The following is a 17850-nucleotide window of genomic DNA, read 5'->3' on the forward strand; positions in this document are numbered from 1 at the left end:
ATTGGCCACCTTATCAGGCAAGCACTACGCTTGCCCTTCTTTTCAATTAGCGTCATCACCGAAAGGCCGAGACAACGTCTTTTTGTTGGCTCGGTTTGCTCGGCTTGGCCAGAGATTTATCTCGCCGCGAAGACGCTAGCAAATGTTCTAGCGACCTTGCCAAGCGTTATCCTGGCAAGGGAATTGTCATCAAGAGGAAAAACAAGAAATATAAACCCTGTAGTTCAGCAGTCATATCCAGCACCAACGAACACTCACTACACCACTGATGCCATATTCACGTGTTACAGATTCTGTAACACAGAAAAGCGCATTGGCAACAATGCGCCATTTGTCATAAAGAAAACGGCACAGATTCCCCCGCTTTGAGATCGAACATAGTACCGTGATAATCCAATTTGCCGTGGCGCAACATGCGCCAAAGCAATTGACAAATCATGAGAGCGCTTTGGTGATTTACCCCCCAATCTTGTCGCCTCAAACTGTCTGCATGACTGCATGAATCACGTTCATCTTCGACAATATCTTGCAAAGTGTCTGCGTATATATCATAAAAGTTTGCTAGGCGGTGTTCAGCTTTTTTGTTCAGATGGCCTAAAATGACCTGTCCGTCTGATTCGCCATTGCCTCCGTCAATCCAAAAAGTGTCACGATAGGAATTAGTGTTACTCTGACCAATATCCACTCGCGTTTTAATGTTATCAACACAGGTGATCAAAACATCATCTTGAAAATCACTGATATCAAAACGTTTGGCAATCGCTCGCCAATTAGAGCCAAAACCAATGTTAATGCGCTGCATTAACACCTCGGCTTTATTGAGGCCAACGTCCATCATGTAGAAGTTTTGCCGACCACAGTTAAACTCACTGACCGTATCATCATCATATGCGGTAACAAACAGCCCTGCTTGGTTGTCACTGAGTTTATTGAGTAAATAGTGCATTTGAGCAAGCATAGACAGCACATAACTACCCGTACCACCGCAGCCAACCACAGACACCTTTACGGTATTGTTTAGTAAATGATGGGGAGTATTAAACATTATAAATCCTCTATAAATTGACCAAGTGTTTTGTAAAAGGGCATCTCATGGGCAAACAGGCGTTTGCCTTGCTTAGCTTGCCAAAAATCAAGGTGCTTATCGTTGCCAGTGTAGTGGTGGTGTTTGCTGTTGAGTTTATAATTTAAGTGAGTAAACGACGAATCCAGCAGCGTCTTTTCAATATCAGGAATAGAGTCCACCGAGACATTAGACGGTAATGGGGCATTGCCTTGGCATAAGTGACCGTCGTTACTCACGTTCATAAAAGGTGCTAGGTAAAGGCGAGTGGTACGAGTAGGGCGCTTGTTGGTGGCCATAGCAAAGACATTCAAAGACCGTTGGCCATGTTTCACGCTAAAGAGCAGGGGAGGGATATGACAACGAATTTGCATGGGTGCATGAGAGTGTACTTTAAACCACAAGTGACGACACTGCCGTTCAGTAAACCAAACCAGTGAATTTTGGTCATTAATGAGGACGTTGTGTGGTAACAATTCGCCACGAGTTGAATGTGTATGTTGATTTACTTTATTGATAAAAGCCGTTTCATCAATAAAGCGTCCAAGCCCTAACACGTTATTGTCGATAACGTGTTCAGTGACTAATTTATTACCGTTAACTTCATGGAACACATAAGCCGCCAACGTGCGATGTGAGCTACTTGGCGTACTCAAGGTTATTTTGTCTATTTGCGATCTAAACATTTCATCTCCCGACTCTGTTAGGCAAGGGAACACCTAGTTCTTATTATATCATTGGTATTGACAAACGCAACCGATTGCCGTTAATAATAACCATGAAAGTTGATAATTTTTCAACGTTTTTAACAGCTCGCTGTCAATATGGGTGATATTGATTCTGGGTACTTCTCCTGACTCCATCAAGTATTGCTCTGCATCATAAAGACGTTCATTGATAGCATTAGTTGCCTCATAGCACATATACATCGTACTGTAGAGATTGGGCATATCTGCATCAAAAGCTAGCTCAGATGAACAGTCACTTGCATAGTGCAAGGCAAATACCTCGACACACGATATCAAAGTCTTACAATGCAAAGGGTAATCGGCTTGATAAGGCGTCACAAAGTCAACTAGTGAGGTCAGATAATCAGCCATAAACTGTCGATTAATCGCAGTAATACCAACAACCATAGGATTAACCTCAATGCACGTATCATCAAGCGCCCGTGTAAGTTCAGCCACAATATCACTTTCATTATCTTCAATAAAAAAATCAAAATACTCTTCAAAGTGATCGAGAATATTGCCGAACAAGGTATCACCAACGATGGTTTTCACTTGCTTTAAGAAGTTGGATTCATCCTCACAGTTCAGTTGTAATAGTTGCGTCTTTTGCTCAAGTGGCATCTCGTCAAGCATGTAATGCAACTCACCGTGAAAGTAACAGGTTTCATGTAAACAAGCGACTTCCCCCGTCAACCCCAACGTTCGCGCCACGCGCACAAACTCGCGAGCCAGCGGCACAGGGAGTTTAGCAAAATTAAAATTAAATAAATGCAATAAGTCATCTGGCTGCAAAATAAGGTCATCACCCGACCAACTCAGTTGAAACAATGGATCTAACTCCACGTTTAACCCAAGGCGTTTCATATCCTCCACAATAGATTGGCAATTTGACAATAAACGCTCCGTTTCGTGATCAAGCACACGCTGTTGTAATAAGTTTAATGACGAGAGGGTAGGGGGGATGAAACTGTCCAGTTGTTCACTGTCAATGACACCACGCTCCACGGAAGTTCTAAGCAGTAAAGCCACCGCCTCATGATGCCAAACCGTTGCTTGGATAGTGGGTAATTTTTTAAATACGGCTTGTACGTTTTGTTCATAGCAGAGCGCTTGCCCTAAACAAGCGCGATAAGGAGCTATAACAGCGGAGGTAAGTACACCTGTTGCAGCAATGTTTTGTTCGGTAATCTGCTGGTAGTTTTGATGTGTAATGCCCATTTTTTAGTTTCCGCTCGTTTTGTTTCAATGATGTTTTCGATTCGTTGACGTTTGTGTTTAGCTTGCACTTGCCAAGCGTCAATCTTGGCAAGTGCTGCTTTTTTGTCATCCATTGGTTTTTGGTGGGATCAGTTGCAGGGTAAAAACCAGCTTGTCATTTTCCACCACCCCATCTTCTTCGTACAATCGCGTGTGTCTAAACTGTGGGAAGTGTTTTGATAACAACCTTACTGAGTCATTTAGAGGTAGGTGACTATTTTCATCTTCAACCTCGGTCGCACCAATTTTAAATACTCGTTTAAGGGTAGTAACGTTTAACATGGTAAGCTCCTACAATGCATCATCGCTGTTGTCGGTTAAAATTACAGAATCTGTAACATCATCATTGACTGATTCACTCGGCTGGTCATCCACCACTTCGGGACTCGGCTCGATTAGCCGCTCGGTATTAGCCGTTAATGCTGACGTATACGTTTGTGCATACGCTTCAACGTGAGTGAAGAATTGTTCATCTAACTCAACAACAGATCCTTGCAGTGTTAACCCTTGCGTCATCACGGCAGCGAGCTTGGCATTATCACAGGGTTGCCCTGAGCTTTCAGCGGCAACTGTGACGGTGAGGCCACCGAACGGGGTAGGGCGGATCATCAAATGAATACCATTTAATTTAGCTTGTGTGATCATTGACATTAATTGTGAAAACATGGTGTCACCTATTGAATTAAATCTAAGTAAGTTGAAGGGGCTACGGCAGTAAAATCGATATCAGCGCTCATGACGGAATCAATTACTTTGCTTTTTGATTGCTTGATGGTTTTATCAAATGCCGATGGGTCTGTTTTGTTCAAAGCTGCATCAATTTGATTGTCACGACAAAATTGGGCAATCTGGTCGATGGTCATCAAATTAAGGTTGTCTTTGCTTGGTTGCCAAGCAGATAAAATGGTCGGCATGGCAGACTGCTTGTCTGAACTTAGCGCATCCACCAATAAATCAGTCACATTGGTGTAGCCATTGACTTCATGGGTAGTTGATAAGAAATACGCCACGGCTTTTTTCATTTCTTCACCAATTGCCACTTCATCCATTGTCGTTAATGCAAAGATGAACAACTCTTTGAAAGAACTGGTGCTACTCAAAGAAGTGGGTGTGTATTTGGTCGCATAGGCCAATGATGCAAACGTCAGTGATAAAGCAAAGTGACTATGATGGCCAAAATGGGTGTTTGCCGCTTGTCGTAATACTGACTTGTGTTGTTCAACCAGTTTGGTTGATACCTTTGCCTTTGCTTTGGATTTAGTCGCTTTAGCTGGTGATTTTTCTTTGGTCGTGTTTGAGGATGAATCTTTTACCACCTCGGGTGGTTTCACTGCGGCTGTGCATTTTTTGAAGCAGATTTTATCAATACATTGATTTTCAATGAGCATACCTTCTTTGCCGAAGGAGTCAGACATGACAATGACTTTTGATTCACAATTGGTGCATTGTGCAAACTGCTCTTGGCCGACAATACTTTCACTGACCAAGTTACGGTCTTTTTCACCTGACTCAGACAGTAACAACACTTTACCAAATCGTTCTTCAATGGCGATTCGGTGAGAATCGAGCCATTCGCTTTGTTTTGCACGAAAGCACTCAGATTTACCACATTTTGCTGTGGTATCAACATTATCAAACAACCCGAACTGCGCGTTATTGTTATGTTCACAGCCGTTACAATCAGCTAAGTCAAACTTGGCAAACGACAACGGGATAAGCGCTTTTCCAGCGCGTTCTTTTAAATATTTTACTGTCCAATTTTCATTAATGATAAGTTCAAGCGTTTTATCTTGACGAGTTGCAGGGAAGGGGGCGAGCACGATAGCATGTTGCGGAGCAATTTTCTCTGCTCTTAGCGCGTCCAGCACCTTATCAGTACACTTGTTCAATTCAAGTAATTCACGAACCGCTTTTACTGTCATGTTAAGCTTTAATGCAGTGGATTTGTAATCCCCTGCGAACAGCGTTAAGTACTCCTGTGCGGCTTTGGCTTTATCTACAATATTTAGATCTTCACGCTCTAGGTTTTCCGCAAGATGAATTTCAAAAGCCAACTGATCATCAACTTGACGAAGTAGAAACGGAATGTGGTCAAGTTCAAGACCAAGGCAGGCATCACGTCTGCCATAACCTCCCAACAACTCAAGGCGGTATGGGTTATCAGGAGAAGGGCGAGCGACGACAGGTTGTATCACCCCTTTTTCAGCAATCGACGCTTTAAGTTTTCCAAAGGATACATCGCTTCTTGCTTTTCGTTGGTTGCCAAACTTAAAATCATCAAACAATGCAGGATGTGCTTGCCCAACATATTGATCAGGCAAGTCAGAATAATTCATTGCTTGGTCTAACAGTGTTGCATTATTAGTTGTCATTTTATTTACTCTCCCCACATTAGAAAAAGCACAAAACAAGTTGGGGAATACTTGCTAAGTACTGGGTTATCTTACCACAAATAACACCCGTTTGTAAACACATTCAACAACAATATAGTGATAAAAACGAACAATAAAATATTGGTTTTTCTCTTAAAATGTTGAAATGCTTTGGCGGTTGTTCGCGCGGCTTGCCTTGCGGCAGGGGCAAGACCCGAGAGCCTAAGCAGTTCGCCTTAAGCGAAGTGCGACCTAGCGCATCGGACAGAGCCCTTTTAAGAGTGTTCATGCTCAGTATGGAGTCCGCATCCATAAGCCCGCACAGACACTGGGGAAATGCAAAACGGGCAAACTCTAGGCAAACCGTTGTATTTTTTCAGGGGCTGTGCGAGGCTTTCGTTTTTAGATGGGACTCTCTGAGCAGGTACACGACAGATGGTTCGATGCGCTAACTTCGATAAAATTACAGAATCTGTAATTTTATACAAATGCGCCAATCACCGATTGGCCACCTTATTAGGCAAGCCCAACGCTTGCCCTTCTTTTCAATTAGCGTCATCACCGAATGGCCGAGACAAAGTCTTTTTGTTGGCTCGGTTTGCTCGGCTTGGCCAGAGATTTATCTCGCCGCGAAGTCGCTAGCAAATGTTCTAGCGACCAATCTGTGATTGGCAATTGCCAAGTGTTGTTTTAAGAAGGTAACAGAACGATAAATAATAAATTTAGATGTTTAGCAAATAAATCTTTAGGCAGGGTGACATAACAAGGAAATAGCTACATTGTAAAAATGATGAATTAATGTTGTTTGATGGAAAAGTAAAAAGAATTAACTAAAGATTAATACAAACGGATATATGGTAATAAATGAGATGGATTGGGCACCTTATAAAGACAAAGATCAGTTACCTGTAAAAGACTACTTTCTAGTGTATTTGCGAGACCAGCCAACATGGGTAGAGGTTCATTGGCACAACGAGATATTAATATGTAATTATCATGACGAAATAATAGAGATATCATTAGCAAACGTAAGTCACTATTGCGTACCCATCTCCCCTTATGAGTCAAAAGGAAATAATTAACCTAAAAACATCAAGTTCATTTTCTTTAGTCGATTAAAAGCCATACTAATTACCATTTAATAGGCATAACAAAAAGAATGCGGTTAATGTGCAAATCGAGTGAGATATGGTCGAATATTTTGATAACAGCTCGCATCAAAATTAAGCAGGGCTATCAACAAAACAGATCTTGAACAACAACCAGGCGAGATAAGTCAGTTCATCAAACCGCTACAAACAACATGAAAATTTAAAAGTAGACTCATATGGTTGCTGATTGTAGTATCCTTCAACATCCAAAAACAAGTGAGCCACCCTAAAAAGGATGGCTCTTAAACTCGCTACCTGTTGTCGATACTCGAAGAGCGTAAGAGGACAGGGCTATCACAACAAGAGGCAATGCCTCAGTTGGTTAAACTATACATAATAATATTAACAAGGGCAAATATTTTGGATCTAGAAGAAATCAAACAAGGTTTATCGACAGAGAAACTGGAAACATACAGACAAGTTTTATCGTGTAAATCCGATGGTGAATTAATTGGCGTATACATGGCAATGCAGAGCATTATGAGTCACTTTTTCACCGTAGTACAATTACTTGAAGTAACGTTAAGAAATTCTATTCATAAAGCAGCATCAGAGCGGTTCGATGACGACGAATGGTTCAGGTCTATTCCAACAAGTGAACAGTCAAAAATACAGGTAGAATTTGCTGAAGAACAATGTTTGGACGAGGTAGGTGTTAAATATTCAACCGACGACCTGGTGTCGCGACTTCCTTTTGGTTTTTGGGTGCATATGTTGTCTAGATCATATAACAACCCCAGAGATAAAGAGTGTAATCTTTGGCAATTCAAGTTTAACGACTGTTTTCCAAATGCCAAAGAACACAAGGTATCACTTAACACGATATTTCAAAAGCTAGGTATATTAAATCGATTTAGGAACAGACTTTTTCATCATGAACCAGCCTGGAAAGGAAGGAAAACAAAAAACAGAGTAGAGTCTATCCAATATCTCTTAAAGATCTACCAAGAACACTTAGATGTAATATATTTTCTTTCCGCAAGCAAACGAGATTTAATAGCCATTTTAGGGTTTGAAGAAAAGTTTATAGTCGAGTGTAATGTAGCAAGTTTAGAGAAATTTGAATCTTTACTTACCCCTGAAGAGGGATCAGATCCAAAACAGAATAATGAACAAAAAGAAGAAGTTGAAAATAGCTAGCGTTAACAGCTGAGAAACAAAATTATTAAGTTAAGTATGGAATGCAAGGACTTAATTAGGCACTAATGCAAACCATAAAGACTTAATTAGGCACTAATGCAAACCACTAAGACTTAATTAGGCACTAATGCAAACCATAAAGACTTAATTAGGCACTAATGCAAACCATAAAGACATAATTAGGCACTAATACAAACCACTATAAGACTTAATTAGGCACTAATACAAACCACTAAGACTTAATTAGGCACTAATGCGTTAACCGGTACTGACAGAAAATACTAAAAAAACTTAGTTTGTTATCAAAACAATTGAGGATAAATCGATACGAAGAGTAGGTATTGATTTATAGCATCTCTGCAAGAAATACCAATGTATGATCAATATTAGGTACTAATAAGTTCGAGCAAAACATCATGTATGATCAATATTAGGTACTAATAAGTTCAAGCAAAACGTCATACATGATCAATATTAGGTACTAATAAATTCAAGCAAAACGTCATACATGATCAATATTAGGTACTAATAAATTCGAGCAAAACATCATGTATGATCAATATTAGGTACTAATAAATTCGAGCAAAACATCATACATGATCAATATTAGGTACTAATAAATTCCAACAAAACATCATACATGATCAATATTAGGTACTAATAAATTCCAACAAAACATCATACATGATCAATATTAGGTACTAATAAATTCGAGCAAAACATCATACATGATCAATATTAGGTACTAAAAAAATCAAGCAATTTACAAAGTATGATCAAAATTAGGTACAAATAGAGTTAATCGAATTACAATGTGCAATCAAATTTAGGTATCAAAACAGAATTAGGTACCAATAGGATCAGTATTAGGTACTATAAAAGCACTAAAATAGGTACTAAAGTAGACTAATTAACTAAATAACGAAGGTAAGATTGTGTCAGACGAACCTGTATATCAAATAGACCTATTTTCATTGGTTGACAGCCCCAAATTTGAAGTGGTCGAAGGAAGGAAAACATGGACTACATTTTCCAATTCCATAGGTTCTATTGATCTGGTACCCAGATTTAAACGAGGAAATGGTTCTCAAATCAGAACAACAGATGTTAAACCAGGCGAGAATCTTACAATTGAAAACAGATACCAGATACAAAATAATGAGCTTATTTGCGAAATAAAGCCGGCCCTCATTACTAAAAAAGTAGATGGTGAAGAACAGGAGTTTCATGCTTACCCGTCAGATAAAGAAGAACTGATTGAAAAAGTACTTTTTTATATTGCAGCTAATAAAGGATTGGAACTGCGTGCAATGCCAGGAGGAGTAGCACGCTATGGTGTGTCTTTTTCCTTATATGAGATTCGTGAAGTATTAAAAAAAATCAACAAAACCAAACCGTATGATTTGATAAGACAATCTTTAATTATATTGAGAGACTCATCAACATTAATAAGCCAGAAAAAAGAAAACAATAAAATAACAATTACCCATGATGTGTTTGCCGATGCAGCACTAGAGGTTCAAGGTAAAGGTAAAGACAAAGATCGCTGTTTCATAACATTCAGTGACTTTGTTGTTCGGCAAATTGAATCTCAAAACTATCGTCAGTATCCTTTTGAGGAAATTCAGACGGCTAGTCAATCTTTCGCAAGATTTATTCATCTTTATATGCTCACTAACTATAAACAGTTGAACTATGGTGATTCGGTAGGATTAAACCTTGAAAAAATTGCTGAAGCCTTCGGAAAAAGTAAGACCTCGGAAAACCAGAAAAAGAGAGACCTGAGAGCAGCGCTTAAAGTGCTATCCGACAACGGCACAATCACCCACGTTCCTAACGCAAGCAATAAAGGGGGGGAGACATATTATTTTGTTGAACCAACGGAAAAATTTATCGCTAATTTACAACAGTCGGAACAAAAATATTTAGAACTACAAAATGAAGCACATAGAGAGTAAATGTAATTTCCCAATTAGTGCTTCATAGGACGATCTAAATTAATAGAAGACAGATTGTTAAATATTTATATTTTTATTCAAAGAACACAACCGCACCTAGTTTTTAAGGTATATCCAATCGTCCGCATCGAGTAAAGATTTACACAATAATTCAGATTTATATCGGATACCCCTTAATACATATAAAACGGCGTTAGTTTGATATTACTTGCGGATTAAGTTCTAAATTTTCAATTTCAATGGCTCGGCGTATAGAGTCACAGATTGTTTGCAAGTTTGGATCTATCTCAAGCAAATCTTCAACTACTAAGCAACTAGCAGACATACTTATTCCTTCCCAGCTTTCTAGATCTAATTGTCCTTCCGGGATAATTACTGGGAATATGGCACCACTAAAGTGTTTCATCACTATCCATTCCCCAGTTTCAAAACGTAAACTTACCAAGTCTTCAATTTGACTATGCACTTTCTGGACTAAATTGACAATCCTTCGCCCTTTTTTTAAGTTTATTGGCCAATTGGGAAGTGCACTATTTGCAGATTTTTTGGCTTCATCTAATGACATTGAGGTAAGTTTATAATTATTCATTGCAGAAATCCTTTCTTTGAATCCATGAATTTTATGTTCATCCAGAACAGCTGATAAAGACAAACCACTATGAAAAGAACAATATCAACAAAAAACAAAACTTTCTCCACACGTAAATAAATAAATAAACCTTACTCAGCGATAATCATTTTTGTTTTTTTATTAGAAAAAAAGGCTATCAAAAATAATCGATTGTTATATAAAAACATATAGCCATAGGAATGTGTTTTCTAAAATTGTTTAATTAAATTTGACATCTAATAAAAGAGATTAATAAAGGATTAAGCGATCCAGACGAATTCCATACCATATCCGTTATTGATATTAGAACTTTTACATGTCCAGGATTTCAATATCTATTATTAGCAAATGATAAAGCATCACTATATACTGTACATATTTACAGTTATTGGTTTTAGTTTAAATGAGAGTATTCCCGTTGTATGTCCATTGCGGAATAAGCGGCTTTGAAAGCCCTGCACACGAATATCGAGAGATAGGGCTATCGCTTGATCAATTATTAATTCGCAATCCAAACGCTACGTTTATCGGCGTTGCTTCTGGTAATTCCATGGAGAAAGTAGGCATTTTTAATAAAGACATTCTAATCGTTGATAGAGCTAGAAAGGCGCGTCACGGCTCGATTATTGTGGCTAATTATAACGGAGAATTTATCTGTAAAATCTGGGATGAGGAAAATAATTGCTTGTTATCTGCATCAGATAATCAATCGCCTATTCGTCTTTCTGAGGGCGATGTTTTTCAGTTAGAAGGTTCAGTGCCTATTTCTGTTAGACAGCATGACGAACATTTAAACCTTGCGGCCCTTATTAATGGAAATGTTTAGTTTAACAGATGCTACGGGTTGTTTCGCGTCAATCGAAAAAATATATGAACCATCTATCAGGTTCAGGCCAGTAGTCGTACTCAGTAATAATGATGGCTGTATTATAGCCATATGTCCGATAGCTAAAAAGCTCGGCATTCCCAAGTTTCAGCCCTATTTTAAAGTGAAGCATTTATTAGACAAATATCATGTTGTGGTGCGGTCGAGTAACTATGAATTGTATGGTGACATAAGCGATAAAATGATGTCCGTTATAGCTCGATTTAGTGATAACACCTACCAATATAGCATTGATGAAGCCTTTAGTTGTTTTAACAACTACGAGGGTATTTTAAAAGATTGGTATACCTATGGCCATGAAATGCGACGCGCTGTATGGCGAGAGGTGCGAATGCCCGTAGGTGTCGGATTTGGGCGAACTCTGACATTGGCGAAAGCAGCTAACCATGCCAGTAAAAAGCTAGCTGATTCTGATGGGGTTGCGGTGATCGATGATGACCATTCCCGCAAACTTATCTTACAGCAGATGAAGCTTGATGACGTTTGGGGGGTTGGGAAAAGATTGAGTCAACGGTTGAGTTTATTAGGGCTTAAAACAGGTTATGATTTAGCCAACCGTTCACCTAAATCTATCCGGCAGCAATTTGGTGTTACCTTAGAACGTACGGTAGAAGAGTTAAACGGGGTAAGGTGCCTGAGTTGGGATGATGTTAAATCCCCCAAAAAAGAAATTTTTTCGACACGTTCACTCGGGCAGCGTATTGTCAAGTTTGTTGACTTGCGTAAAGCGTTAACTACTCACGCTGTTAAAGTGGGTAATAAAGCAAGGCAGCAACACTCCTTAATAAAAAAACTCTATATTTTTGCCTCAAGCTCCCCCTATGATGAGCGATATTTTAAAAAAGGGATCATGTATGACTTTCCAAGGGCTACAGACAATATTTGTCATCTATCGTCAGCTATTGCACAAGTGACGAACACGTTATTTATTGAAGGAGTTGCTTACTATCGTTGTGGTGTCGGAGCGATAGAGTTAGAAAGCAGTGATTTTCAACAACAGGATTTATTTATACCTCCAGTAAACCCAGCTCTAATGAATTGCTATAGTTTGATTAATCAGCGTTTTGGCCGGGGTACATTACTACTTGCAAGCGAAGCAAACAAAGAAAAATGGGCTATGCGACGAGAATTCCTATCACCGCGCTATACGACTCGCTGGTCAGATATTCCGGTCATACGTTGTTGATAGCTTTGATTCTCTCTATTTCCATATTTGATGTTCGTGTTGAATTTTTATCACGTACATCATTAGTGGTTTACGTAAATCCGTATAAAATATCTTTAAACAAACACAGTGTTTAAAGATAGAACAATGGCCTTATCTATTTGTAATAGATAAGAAACATATCATATATTACGAAACGTAATAAATAACTAAAAATAAAAACTAAAATAATTATAAACGACAAAAAAAATTAAAAATAAATATTGATTTCTTATAAAACTAAATTTAAAACCCATATCTAAGTTAGTACCCACCAACCTGTTATGTTAAAGCTTAGAAATACGTAAAAGCCTTTATAAATAAGGGCTTGAAAGTAGATGTAAACTATTGCAAACTGATTTTGACCTTGATGAATTTGTTTTCAAAGAAAGGTCAGGCCGGCTCAAAGGAAAGAGAATGAAGCCTCAAGAGCTACCAACAATTGAGGACTTCTGATCCGGTACATCGAGGAGTTATCCGCGAATGTTTAGGACTTAATACAAAGAAATAGTAACGCTTATGATGCAATTAGTGCAATAGGTAGAGACTAACTTTTTCTAACCATTTTATATCTCCTTTAATTTTAACGTTTCCTTAAAAGGAGATCATATGTCGTTTTTCCAAGATGACTTAGTGCATGTAAGTGCATACACGCGCAGACGGAACGGTTTGCTTGAGTATGTCACTGAACATACACGCTCTTACCCATATGCTAAGTAAGAAATATAAAGGCTACCTTGTGTAGCCTTTTTTATTGCCGCTCCCACTATTCCAACATCGTAAGCCTAAATAGGCTCTGTAAAAATCAGTGGTTAAAAAGCATACTATATTGGAATTGCCACAGATATTAGGGATTTCCAATGCCATTTATAGAAGGTCATAAACCTGTCAAACGTAGACCAGTTTCAGAAGCAGCCAAGCGCCTTGAAGCCAAAACTAAAGGTGCTGGCAAGCTCAGAGATAAAGCGCAACTAAAACACATTCTTGCTAACGCGAATCGCGGTGATTGTGCTGAACTTAATCTCGCGCTTATCTGGTTTCTGTTCGGTAGCCTTACACGAATTTCAGAGACTTGTTACTTGAGGGTTTCTGACGTATTTACCAAGTCTGGTAATTTAAAAATGATATTCAGGATGAAAGCTGAGTACACCAAAACAGGTAAAAGTAGAGATTGTGCGCTTGTGTTGAAACAACAGCGTGAAGCGCTTTATGCTTGGCGTGATAGACGCATAAAGGATAAAGCTATGTTGTCAGATGATGGAAGTTATGGGGGCTTGCGTGGTGATAGCTATTTGTTCTTATCACGCAGTGGTAAGAAGTGGGTTAGCTTGTCTTTTAATCCCAAAAAATACACAACTCTGGACGGTGTTAAAGAAACTATGGTTTGTTCGTCAATGGAAAACTTTGTGCGTAACCTTTTTAAAAGTTGCGGCTTTATGACAGGATCAAGTCACGGTGGACGCAAAAATTCCGCTAGTTGGTTAGCTGATATAGGTATTGAATACAGTGTTATACAAATGGCTATCGGGCATATAAGCAAAGATATTACCGATACTTATATAATTCCTGATCCACAAAGACTGACTAATGCTTTAAATAATCTATATCCAAAAGTTAAACCATTTGGTATAAATTAACTAGACATATTTGACAGGTTGAATTTAATAGGCATACTAGACACATATGACAGGTAGAAACAAAACCTTATTTCAGCAGATTGTAAATAGCAAAGGCTGGACTTTTGATGACGTTGGTGAACGCTGGAACGTTGGTGAAAGGCAAATGTCACGAATAGCAAAAAGTGCAAGCCAAAGAGATTTAGATGCTGCTAATGGCTTACCGAATAGGTTAGAGGCAAATATGAGTGAATTAGCAAACTATTTAGGAATTACCGATGAGCAGTTAGAAGAATTAGACCTTGAAATTCAAGGTGACTACGGTTCTAGTGGTGAAATGCTCTACTCGTATTATTTTGAAGTGCCAGAACATGCACCTAGTGATGTTTTAGAAATTACTGGTTGGAAGGTAGGACAGGTAATCAATAGCATACCGTTATCTGTTTTTCCTGAAGAACCAGATTTGGATTAATTAGTTGGAAAAAAGCATGAACGAACAGCAAGATAAAGTTAAACCTTTGGGAAGCGATAGTCCTTATTGGCATGAAGGGGTTGATGACGCAAACATGGGGAAATCTGTTGAAGATAATCCGCTACTGGGAAGTGCAGGACAATCTTGGCTCTTGGGTTTTCAATGGCAGACTCAAAGATTAAAAGAAGAGTACGATGCAAACAGCCAACTAATCAAAGAAAAATTAGAAGCAGCTAAAGAGCTGTTATGGGAGGCCAGTGGAATGACAGTGCATGACGAATACAACAAAGAAACGTTCTACGGAAACTCTGTAGATTATCATTGTCGTGAAGCTATCGAGCATATTGATGTTTTATTTGAACCCAATGAGCCTGATTATTAGAAATTAAATTGGAAAAAAGGTAGCAGCATGAACACTTTTTCATACATCGAAAAACGCCTAATTGAGTTAGGCCAAGAACGAAAAGCAAGGCTTGCTCACGCTTCAAGTGATCAAGAAAAATCAGTGATTAATTCGTTTTACTCTGGCGCTAAAAATGAACTTGAGTTACTGCGTGATGAACTAATGAATCACGTTACGCCAGTTGATGACGAGCTGCCTGAAAAGCACATTATCAATCACTCAGAAATGAGTTAATTAAAGCATTGGAAATCAAATTTAAGGAAGAGTCATGGCAGTAGAGCAATATTACCCTAAATGGTTATCAGTGTTTAAAGCGGCTGGTATTGAAGAAGAAATTGCCAGAGAAGTGTTTAACGAATGGGCTGCTGGTTTGGATGGTGAACTGAGTAACGAATACACTCAAACCGAATACTCCGTAACTGTTGCCGCCGAAGAAGCTATTTCTGAATTGAATAGCTACGAATCTTAATGTTGAAATGCAAGCAAGGAGTTATGAATATGGCATTTACGAGCAAAGACGTTGCGCTATCAATGAATTCATGTGCTGAAAATTTTGTAAGCGAAATTATTGACTCAGTAGAGTTTAGCACTGGTGAAATGTCGCCAGAAGAAAACGAGAAGCTAAGTAAAAAACTCTATTCTGCTATTGAAAAAATGGCTAAAGATTTTGAATCTCAAGTAGCTGAAAAAGTTTAGTTGGAAAAAATATGAAAAAAATAGATTTGACTCAAAGTAACCCTAAACAAAATGCTCAATTAACTATCGCTTTCCGAGAAGAACACAATCATTTTGAGTTGTTCATAGAGGATTTGGATAACGAAATTGAAGTCAAGCTTACGCCAGAGCAAGCACTTGTTATCTCTGAATACATAACTAAATCAGCGTAGTTGGAAAACAAGCATGGCAGTAGAAATAGACTCTGATAACAAAGCAAACCTAGCAGATTTGATTAAAGCAAATTTAGGTAACAGTGTTGAGTTTTCTAACGGTTGTTGGTTATCTCTTGAAGACGATAACGGTATCTTTTGGGGTGAATGCCCTTATGGTCAAAATTGGTGTTGTAATTCCGATGATGGTTATATTGAGACTATTCTCAACTGGATTGCTTATTGGGATGAACCAAGAACTGAAACAGGTGAATTAGTCGAGTTACCAAAAGACCTAGAAACACTGGCTGAAGGTGACTTAAACGAGGAAAATGTATTAAAACTCGCCAGAGAATTTGACCTTTTCAAAATAACCGAATTTTTAGATCAGGTTGATATAGCTTTTCATGCTAACAAATTTACACCTAAAGACTCGTTCTGGCATGAATTGAGCGCAGTATTAGACATTAGAATGAAAAGATAAGTTGGCATTGGACAAAAGGATAAAGAGACTATGAAAAAGGTATTTAACAACGTCATGTTACTAATGCTAGTTTCAATGTTTGGATGCACCTCGGAGCCAGAAGATGAATACATTAGTTATAAATTTGATGCTATCAGTAAATCACCTTCAGGAAAAAAGGAATATAGAACATTTATTGAATGTTTAGATGACACAGTTCAAAGACCTTCAGGTTTTCGATGCCAGAAGCTTATTAATGACAACCAACACTACTCTCACTCTTTATCAGTCTGGAGCAATGTAAAAAATGAATCAGTAGGTAGTGTTAGCTACGCATCATTAAAAGAATGCAAAGAGTTTGAGTCATTATTCAACGAGTCTCACAAAGAATATAACGCAGAATGTGTTGAAATCCTTAGTAGTAAGCCACTAAGTTAGTTGATCAACTAATTTAAAACATTGGAAAAAAGGAATAACGGAAATGACAGTTGAATATGACGTCTGGTCGGATGGTGACGGGCGATTAAAAAGTGAAGTGGCTCAACAATTATTTGTTGATGATAAAGATGCACCTTATCCATATCAAAAACATGAAATTCGAGTAACTGCTAAAGATGGCAATGATGCTATCAAGCAGTTAAGGCAAGCTAAAAAGCAATAGTGGAATGCAAGAATTATGGCTTTAACTGATTTTAAACACGGTGTTTTTTATGCAGCAGCAATAGTTGTAGAAGTTCATAATGATCCAACCATTGCGGCAACGATAATTCAAAATGCTGGTTTTGCTGAACATGACGTTTCTGAGTTAGATGAATCAGATAAAAAACAACTTAGAAAACTTAACAATTACGATGGTATTAACCTGAAAGGGTTATAGTGGAATACAAGGAGCTCACGATGAAAGACCAGTTAAAACGTCTAAAAGAAATTGAAGTTAAGGCTAAGACCATAGCAAATAGTATCGATGTAAATTGTGCTGATAGTCAAAAGCAATATGAAGAATTAGCGCAATTAGCTAATGAACTTGGTGGTGTTATCAACGCTAGTGAAGCGTCTAACTAAGCAATATTGGATAACAAAATGAATGATTATAAATCGTCAGATATTTTATTTTTTGCTTTTGTATTAACTGTAATGCTTTTCACAAGCCCAGGCGGCGGTTTATTGCTTGTTATTGTTTATCTATTGATAGAAGGGTTTAGTTTGCGTAAAAAAGAAAATCTAGCGAAAGAAAATTCAAAAATAAACAAGAATAAACAATAGTGGAATTCAGGAAATGAAACTATCTACTCATATTTTTATGGCTGCTTCGGCAGTATTGGCACTTGTTGTAGCACTGGATGAATTAGCAATAGTTAGTATCGAATCATCACCAATTATTGCCAAGGCAGCTATTGGTTTATCGGTCTTGTTAATTATTGTCGCTTTTTTTATATGGTTTGTTAAAGAACGACCAGCAGAAAAATAAATATTGAATGGCTAATTAGCCCTATCGCATAGTTGGATTACAGCGGATTATCGAACATGACACAAACAATTGAACGAAGTGGTGATATGGGGCAAGGAACTAAGCTCACTTTATTGAAAGATTACGAGGGTGATATACATATTTCTGTTATGCCAATCGGGCACAAATTTTCAATGACTAGTGTTGAATT

Annotated in this window: 25 protein-coding genes; 18 read left to right on the plus strand and 7 right to left on the minus strand. The window is 38.2% G+C overall.

Annotated features, from left to right (window positions below; all coding sequences use genetic code 11):
• Positions 1-334 precede the first annotated feature (334 nt).
• From IE199_RS21160 to IE199_RS21185, 6 genes are all read right to left on the minus strand, one after another.
• Positions 335-1045, minus strand: coding sequence for a PRTRC system ThiF family protein (locus tag IE199_RS21160; RefSeq protein ID WP_189774811.1), 711 nt, complete (start codon positions 1043-1045; stop codon positions 335-337).
• The gene (locus tag IE199_RS21165; protein ID WP_189774813.1) at positions 1045-1749 is read right to left on the minus strand and encodes a hypothetical protein; all 705 of its coding nucleotides are present in this window, start codon (positions 1747-1749) and stop codon (positions 1045-1047) included. The genes IE199_RS21160 and IE199_RS21165 overlap by 1 nt, the downstream gene beginning before the upstream one ends.
• A gap of 48 nt (positions 1750-1797) precedes the next feature.
• The gene (locus IE199_RS21170) at positions 1798-3012 is read right to left on the minus strand and encodes a hypothetical protein (protein ID WP_189774815.1); all 1215 of its coding nucleotides are present in this window, start codon (positions 3010-3012) and stop codon (positions 1798-1800) included.
• 105 nt (positions 3013-3117) lie between these two features.
• Complete coding sequence (locus tag IE199_RS21175; protein ID WP_189774817.1) at positions 3118-3333, minus strand: hypothetical protein; 216 nt, start codon at positions 3331-3333, stop codon at positions 3118-3120.
• Between the two features lie 9 nt (positions 3334-3342).
• A complete protein-coding gene (locus IE199_RS21180) occupies positions 3343-3717 on the minus strand; it encodes a hypothetical protein (protein ID WP_189774819.1) in 375 nt (124 codons plus the stop codon).
• Between the two features lie 8 nt (positions 3718-3725).
• Positions 3726-5423, minus strand: coding sequence for a ParB/RepB/Spo0J family partition protein (locus tag IE199_RS21185; RefSeq protein WP_189774821.1), 1698 nt, complete (start codon positions 5421-5423; stop codon positions 3726-3728).
• Between the two features lie 1511 nt (positions 5424-6934).
• Between IE199_RS21185 and IE199_RS21190 the strand changes: the two genes are divergently transcribed.
• The gene (locus IE199_RS21190) at positions 6935-7714 is read left to right on the plus strand and encodes a hypothetical protein (protein ID WP_189774823.1); all 780 of its coding nucleotides are present in this window, start codon (positions 6935-6937) and stop codon (positions 7712-7714) included.
• 935 nt (positions 7715-8649) lie between these two features.
• Positions 8650-9672, plus strand: a complete 1023-nt coding sequence (locus tag IE199_RS21195; protein ID WP_189774825.1) for a hypothetical protein — start codon at positions 8650-8652, stop codon at positions 9670-9672.
• A gap of 193 nt (positions 9673-9865) precedes the next feature.
• Here the strand turns inward: IE199_RS21195 and IE199_RS21200 are convergent, their stop codons facing one another.
• The gene (locus IE199_RS21200) at positions 9866-10261 is read right to left on the minus strand and encodes a hypothetical protein (RefSeq protein ID WP_189774827.1); all 396 of its coding nucleotides are present in this window, start codon (positions 10259-10261) and stop codon (positions 9866-9868) included.
• A gap of 424 nt (positions 10262-10685) precedes the next feature.
• Here IE199_RS21200 and IE199_RS21205 point away from each other — a divergent pair, with 424 nt between their 5' ends.
• The 16 genes from IE199_RS21205 (at position 10686) to IE199_RS21280 (ending at position 17660) form a co-directional block, all read left to right on the plus strand.
• The gene (locus IE199_RS21205; RefSeq protein ID WP_189774829.1) at positions 10686-11108 is read left to right on the plus strand and encodes a LexA family protein; all 423 of its coding nucleotides are present in this window, start codon (positions 10686-10688) and stop codon (positions 11106-11108) included.
• Positions 11101-12354, plus strand: coding sequence for a Y-family DNA polymerase (locus tag IE199_RS21210; RefSeq protein ID WP_189774905.1), 1254 nt, complete (start codon positions 11101-11103; stop codon positions 12352-12354). The genes IE199_RS21205 and IE199_RS21210 overlap by 8 nt, the downstream gene beginning before the upstream one ends.
• 878 nt (positions 12355-13232) lie before the next feature.
• The gene (locus IE199_RS21215) at positions 13233-14009 is read left to right on the plus strand and encodes a tyrosine-type recombinase/integrase (RefSeq protein WP_189774831.1); all 777 of its coding nucleotides are present in this window, start codon (positions 13233-13235) and stop codon (positions 14007-14009) included.
• Between the two features lie 46 nt (positions 14010-14055).
• The gene (locus IE199_RS22020; protein ID WP_229854897.1) at positions 14056-14460 is read left to right on the plus strand and encodes a hypothetical protein; all 405 of its coding nucleotides are present in this window, start codon (positions 14056-14058) and stop codon (positions 14458-14460) included.
• Between the two features lie 16 nt (positions 14461-14476).
• Complete coding sequence (locus tag IE199_RS21225; RefSeq protein ID WP_189774833.1) at positions 14477-14842, plus strand: hypothetical protein; 366 nt, start codon at positions 14477-14479, stop codon at positions 14840-14842.
• A 27-nt stretch (positions 14843-14869) separates the two neighbouring features.
• Complete coding sequence (locus tag IE199_RS21230; RefSeq protein ID WP_189774835.1) at positions 14870-15097, plus strand: hypothetical protein; 228 nt, start codon at positions 14870-14872, stop codon at positions 15095-15097.
• 34 nt (positions 15098-15131) lie between these two features.
• Positions 15132-15332: a hypothetical protein gene (locus IE199_RS21235; RefSeq protein ID WP_189774837.1), complete on the plus strand. Its 201-nt coding sequence runs from the start codon at positions 15132-15134 to the stop codon at positions 15330-15332.
• A 29-nt stretch (positions 15333-15361) separates the two neighbouring features.
• A complete protein-coding gene (locus IE199_RS21240) occupies positions 15362-15559 on the plus strand; it encodes a hypothetical protein (RefSeq protein WP_189774840.1) in 198 nt (65 codons plus the stop codon).
• An 11-nt stretch (positions 15560-15570) separates the two neighbouring features.
• Positions 15571-15750, plus strand: a complete 180-nt coding sequence (locus IE199_RS21245) for a hypothetical protein (protein WP_189774842.1) — start codon at positions 15571-15573, stop codon at positions 15748-15750.
• A gap of 13 nt (positions 15751-15763) precedes the next feature.
• Positions 15764-16213 (plus strand): hypothetical protein, encoded by a 450-nt coding sequence (locus tag IE199_RS21250; RefSeq protein WP_189774844.1) that lies wholly within the window; start codon positions 15764-15766, stop codon positions 16211-16213.
• 30 nt (positions 16214-16243) lie between these two features.
• Positions 16244-16630 (plus strand): hypothetical protein, encoded by a 387-nt coding sequence (locus IE199_RS21255; protein ID WP_189774846.1) that lies wholly within the window; start codon positions 16244-16246, stop codon positions 16628-16630.
• Between the two features lie 43 nt (positions 16631-16673).
• The gene (locus IE199_RS21260; protein WP_189774848.1) at positions 16674-16853 is read left to right on the plus strand and encodes a hypothetical protein; all 180 of its coding nucleotides are present in this window, start codon (positions 16674-16676) and stop codon (positions 16851-16853) included.
• A 15-nt stretch (positions 16854-16868) separates the two neighbouring features.
• Positions 16869-17069: a hypothetical protein gene (locus IE199_RS21265; RefSeq protein ID WP_189774850.1), complete on the plus strand. Its 201-nt coding sequence runs from the start codon at positions 16869-16871 to the stop codon at positions 17067-17069.
• Between the two features lie 20 nt (positions 17070-17089).
• Positions 17090-17254 carry a hypothetical protein gene (locus IE199_RS21270; RefSeq protein ID WP_189774852.1) on the plus strand — a complete coding sequence of 55 codons (165 nt, stop codon included), beginning with the start codon at positions 17090-17092 and terminating at the stop codon, positions 17252-17254.
• Between the two features lie 18 nt (positions 17255-17272).
• The gene (locus tag IE199_RS21275; RefSeq protein ID WP_189774854.1) at positions 17273-17455 is read left to right on the plus strand and encodes a hypothetical protein; all 183 of its coding nucleotides are present in this window, start codon (positions 17273-17275) and stop codon (positions 17453-17455) included.
• 13 nt (positions 17456-17468) lie between these two features.
• Positions 17469-17660, plus strand: a complete 192-nt coding sequence (locus tag IE199_RS21280) for a hypothetical protein (protein ID WP_189774857.1) — start codon at positions 17469-17471, stop codon at positions 17658-17660.
• The last annotated feature ends 190 nt before the right edge of the window (positions 17661-17850 follow it).

Source organism: Thalassotalea marina, assembly GCF_014656435.1.
Classification (GTDB): domain Bacteria; phylum Pseudomonadota; class Gammaproteobacteria; order Enterobacterales; family Alteromonadaceae; genus Thalassotalea_C; species Thalassotalea_C marina.